4 protein-coding genes are annotated in these 5415 nt (G+C 39.3%); 3 read left to right on the top strand and 1 reads right to left on the bottom strand.

Features of this window, described 5'->3' with window-relative positions; all coding sequences use genetic code 11:
• Positions 1-455 precede the first annotated feature (455 nt).
• A complete protein-coding gene (locus Q7P41_RS07275) occupies positions 456-758 on the bottom strand; it encodes a transposase family protein (protein WP_303883177.1) in 303 nt (100 codons plus the stop codon).
• A 191-nt stretch (positions 759-949) separates the two neighbouring features.
• Here Q7P41_RS07275 and Q7P41_RS07270 point away from each other — a divergent pair, with 191 nt between their 5' ends.
• From Q7P41_RS07270 to Q7P41_RS07260, 3 genes are all read left to right on the top strand, one after another.
• A complete protein-coding gene (locus tag Q7P41_RS07270) occupies positions 950-1810 on the top strand; it encodes a M48 family metallopeptidase (RefSeq protein ID WP_303883176.1) in 861 nt (286 codons plus the stop codon).
• 386 nt (positions 1811-2196) lie between these two features.
• The gene (locus tag Q7P41_RS07265) at positions 2197-3849 is read left to right on the top strand and encodes a DUF2357 domain-containing protein (protein WP_303883175.1); all 1653 of its coding nucleotides are present in this window, start codon (positions 2197-2199) and stop codon (positions 3847-3849) included.
• A gap of 13 nt (positions 3850-3862) precedes the next feature.
• Positions 3863-5415: hypothetical protein (locus Q7P41_RS07260; protein ID WP_303883174.1), on the top strand; the 1553-nt coding region annotated here is incomplete at its 3' end.

The raw sequence follows: 5415 nt of genomic DNA, 5'->3' as shown, positions 1-5415 counted from the left end.
TATCTTCTACTACGAGATACCTTACAGACAGAGCATCGTCTTTACGTGAAATACCTTTGAATTATCCAGGATAAAACGATATTTTATCTCGGGACTTTTGAAAAGATGGGCAAAGCTTTTTTAGTATATCCCGTTTTTCCCGGACAATTGCTAACTTATTCTTAAAGATGCGGTTTTATCTTTTAGATCCGTCCCACGCCTGACCTTGCATAAACATGGAAATGCATTATATTTATATTCTTCCTGTTCTCTCTTCCATCTTGCAAGCATACTGCAACCGATTCCAAGATCTTTAGCTATTTCACTAATATTTTTACCGCTGGTATAGCAAACTTTACTGCGTTGCGCTTAAATTCCTCATCGTAATGTCTCCTTACACTTCCCATGAACAAAACGCCTTCCCTTCAGGTTGGATTATATAGCCTTAACTTCGTGTCCTGCAAAGAAGGGGAGGGTCAGATCTCAAGCTGTTGGGTGAAGGTACGACCGCAATGCTTACACTTCAATCTTTGCAGTCCCTGTATCTTTAGGTATATCCTCTTGCCGCAGATGCAAGCATGCAGCACCTTTCTTGGTCTTGCATGGCCGTGTCTGTAAAGATGCTTTGAGCCGCAGTGAGGACAGAAGATCTCCTTCTCCTTTCTTGGCTGAACTTTAATTACTACGACGTCTTCATCTACCTCCTCTACTACTTCTGTTACCCTTATATCTTCTAGCCTGAGCAAATTGTTGATACAATATTTATGGCCTTTGGCCATGGTGGTAAGAGCCTCCTTTCTTAATGGGGTTGGTTGGTTCTTACCACCATTATATTTTTTGTGTCAAATTCCACACAAAAGATTATAGAGCCGAAAGAAATTAGACTCAAGCCAAAAATTTCTTATAATAAAAACAAGCTAGTTAAATGATCAGATGGGTTGCCTGAAATGTATGATAGGAGGCGAGTTTGATGTGTTGTTTAGGTAAGAGGATCGGGGTGCTAATGTTCTTTGTATCACTAGTTGTACTTTTAAATGTAGCTTTATTAGAGGGATCGACATATATGAAGCTTGATGAATTAAAGCAATGTGAGCTTGAGCAAATATCGGCAAAGGATTTTACGCTTAGTTTTCTAAACGAAGGCTTGAGACATGAGGCTAAATATTACGGAAGACCTATGGAAATTCGCGGGAAAGTGAGATTTACACGCAGAAGGGAACATATACTAGGTTACTCCGATATGAGGGTTGTCGTTTTAAGTGGATATATGAATACAAAAGAATCTTTAGCTGGCACTCATTTGGAATTTCTTTTTTCAAACGATCGCTTAGCGGAATTTGCCGACGTGCAAGAAAGAGATCAAATTGTTATTCGAGGTATTTACATTGGCGAGTATAGCGATCCTAACGATATGTATGATGTTCTTGCCTTTATCAATCCAGTCATCGTTTCTCATAAAAAAACTGATCCCGAGGTTGCTAAAATGATTAAGCAGGCTGAAGCAGAATACTTTAATAAGAACTATGCTAGGGCAAAGGAGCTTTCGAAAAAAGCCCTCGATATAGATCCCGAAAATGCTGATGCCTTAAGTGCCTTGGGAGCATGCGAGGATTATTTTAAGAACTACGATTTAGCCTTAAAGTATTTCGATGAGGCGTGTCGTTTTGATCCTGATGAACCCATTAATTTTTATAATCAAGGTCGAGTGTACATAACTATCGGCAAGAAAGATAAGGCAAAAGAAGTAATAGAATATATGGAACGAGAATTCCCATTTGATCAATATACCGAAAGGTTGAAAGAAGCTTACAAAAACAATTGGGTGAATTAAATCTTTTCCACTCAGTTTGTAGGGTTGGATTATACTTAATTTCTTGCAATTTTTGTGTGCTAATCAAAGAAATTTTCTTTAGAACTCGCTGAAAGGTAGGTATACATTATATTATTAACTGAGAATATCGCAAAAGAATGCTGAGTATAACCTAGTTTGGCTTCGATTAACTTAATTGAAATTGTAGTTCATCTGCAAAAGGATTAAATACCTTTTCAGCAGCCTCCTTTATTGACAAATTACTATTATTTAGCTATCATGCTAAAAGCAATGCTTGTAATAATTAATTCGGTTTAGCAACTTTTGGGATGTGTAGGAATTACTTCTCGTAATTGCATAATTGGTTTTTGTGGTCTTGCAACTTTCTTGAAAGAATGTGATTAAGTATGTCACCTACAGAAATACATCTTTCGGTATACAAAGAACAAAAGGACAAGGGTAAATATTATAGGCCTTTGGTAATTCCCAAAAATATTAATAATGAAAAAATAATTAAAAAGTATGAAAAGATAGGAAGTAAAGAATACATTCACATTGAAACTGAAAAAAACAATTATATAATATATTTCGGAAATTACACAGGTTATTTCAATTATTACGACAACAACAAACCCAAGAGGGTTTTGGTTATTCACGAAAAAGTCAAAAAAAGCGCCAATCTCTGTGATAAAGATAAATGCAGCAGTGCAAGTAAACCGCGTAAACCATGCGAAAACTGCAACGCCGTGTTCCAGTGTGATGATATCGCGAGGAACTACGACGTGCTGTTTGAAAAGTTTGCGATCGAGATAATAAACGGGCTTTATCTGCCCTTCGCGATCATTTCTCCCACGGTCTCGGATGTAAGGGAAAACGCGTTTGAGGAGCACCCTTTGTTCACGCTCCTTCTGTTGCTCAACAAAAAAGAGGAAATAATCGGCGCTATCCACCACATCCTCGCTCGCCCCCACCGCATGCTAATCGATACCAAATCGCCAAAGAGGTTTGACGAAGTAAGCTACGTGGACGGAGACACGCTCATCGATATCGTATGCTCGCCGCAGCACTGGCGTAAATTTCCGGGGGGGTGCATAGGAGGGGCCTACGCGCCAGCCGAAGTTTTGCAGTATACGCCCGAAGAAACCTTCGACACCCTCGAAAACAGGTTTGTAAAGCTCGTTTTGCGGATCCTGATAAAAGCGATTGATAAATGCGACAAATATATCAACGACACAATCGCGGCCGAGAGCACGAAAAACAAGAAAGAGGATATGGAAAACAAGAGAAAAACATTAAGCCATCTCAAGAGCGAAATCGAGCAAGTGCTTTCGGGGTGGATCTTCAATGGAGTGGGCAATTTAAACGTAAATCCGTCAAATTCTCAGGTTTTGATAAAACAGCCGGGATACAAGGAGCTGCTCAATATTTGGAGGCTGCTCGGGATGTCTTATGTCCCCTCTTTTATAACATCCCTCGAGATGGCCTTTGAGTTAAAGAGGATGGACTTGCTGTGGGAGTATTACGTGCTTTCGAAAATTATCGGGGAATTCAAACGTATGGGATATAAACGCAAGGATAAGCTCGAAAGCGGCAATAAACAAAGCGAAACGGAGAAATACGTGGAGCGCGATTCCCTGAGCCTTTGTTTTTCAAAGGACGAACGAAGTGTAAGGGTGTTATATCAGCCTGAGATAAAGGTTAATTTGGTAAAAAAGGAAAAGCTAATACCTGATTTTTTGATCGAGGGCGAAAAACGCTTCGTCATAGACGCGAAATTTATGGTCAAGGAGAATGTCCCCACAGGAGACTTGAGCAAGTATCTTACCACGGTATCTAATGTGGTGATCGCGGCGTGCCTTGAGGAATCCACCGGAAAACAAAACAAACACAAAAAACAAAATAAGCCCAAAGGCAAAGTGCTATCGTTTACCCATATGTTCAAAGAAAAGAAAATAAACGACTTAAAAGATGTGTTGAAGATGACTTGCGGTGAAATTGATATCAACATGAGCGAAGATAACCAATTGATGGGCTATATTGAAATTGAGTTACCAGAATAAGAGGGGGATAAAGATGGGCAGGCTGTTTCCGAATTTAATGCTGGACGAATATCAGGAAAAGGCGTTTTATAACGCGCTAAAGACCAAGGGCTTCGTGATCCTCGCGGGCCTTTCCGGGACCGGAAAGACAAGGATTTTTGACGAGCTTGTTGACAATTTTTACCGGCTTAAGCTTCCTGAGGCAAAGCTTGACGCATCATTAGTAGATAGCATCAATATCTTTAAAGCAAAACAATATCGGGATCGTGAAACTAAGATAAACGATAAATCATTAACCAAAATTGATTGGCATTATCATGGAGGTATAGTTTTTGATTTAGGATTCAGAGAGAGAGGAAGTGAAAATAAGCCACACCCACTTATATTATCGCAGTTATGTCGTAAATATCTTGGCTTAAAAGGCATACAAATTGAGAACAAATCTAGCCCTAGTCAATATAGCGACGATGAAGTACAAATGTATGCTAATATTTTTGGTATTTTTAACAAAGAATATTTTTCCGACAATGGTGATTTTGTTTATAATATCAGTTTAAATAATTTGGCAAATAATACTGATAAACTCAAAAAACTTAATGATGATATTTATAGTATTAAAAAACTTGCTGAAGCTGGCAATTTCCTGCCCATAATAAGTAACTGCAGCCTGTTTGACGCTTTCAGCCTTCCAGTAAGAAAAATTTTTGCCTTCATTTTCAATCCGGATGCATGGATGTATATATTTGATAAAGATGAGATTAACAAACTGAGTGATAGCTTGTTCGGTCTGTCCAACGCGGCACCAAAGCTAATACTAAAAAAGGTAGAAATTCCCTCTTTGTTCCTCCCTATACGTCCTGATTTTCGAGACAGCAAGTCTCTCATCGGCTACTATAATCCTCTCGACGAATCTTACCACTCTACGGAATTGCTCGACTTTATTTTAGAAGCCCAGCGCGAATACATAAAAGCCAAAAAAGTTGAGAAAGAGAATGAGGTAAAGGCTGAGGGAGGCAAAAATGGAGAGAGAAAGCACGCTCGCCCGTACTTTGTGCTTCTTGACGAGATGAACCTCGCGAGGGTGGAGTATTATTTCGCTGACTTCTTGAGCGTTTTGGAAAGCAGGAAAATAGATGAGGAATACATTAAAAACAATAAAGACAAGCTAAAAGAGATGAGAAAAAACCTGAGCTTAGGCGATGGGGGAAGTAACGCGATTAAAGGCTTTTATTCGGCGCCGATACTTCTTTATAGCGAAAACGACATAACAAGCGACAGAAAAAACAAGATAACAAGTAAGAAGAAAAACAAGATCCCTCAAAAGCTTTACATCCCGCCCAACCTGTATTTCGTGGGCACCGTAAATATAGACGAAACCACCCACATGTTTTCGCCCAAGGTGCTCGACAGGGTTTTTACCCTGGAGTTCGACTCGAATATAGGAGACTACAAGGACCACCTCCTGTCCAACAAACAACAAGAGCAGACGCTGTTAATTGTTGATGACTTCACCAGAGGTTTCAATTACGCCAAGATCGACTTAGAATATATTAAACTCTTTCTGGAAATTGATAGTAAATATGACGG

The sequence above is a fragment of the Acetomicrobium mobile genome, from assembly GCF_937920065.1.
This window is presented reverse-complemented; position numbering and strand designations above follow the sequence as displayed.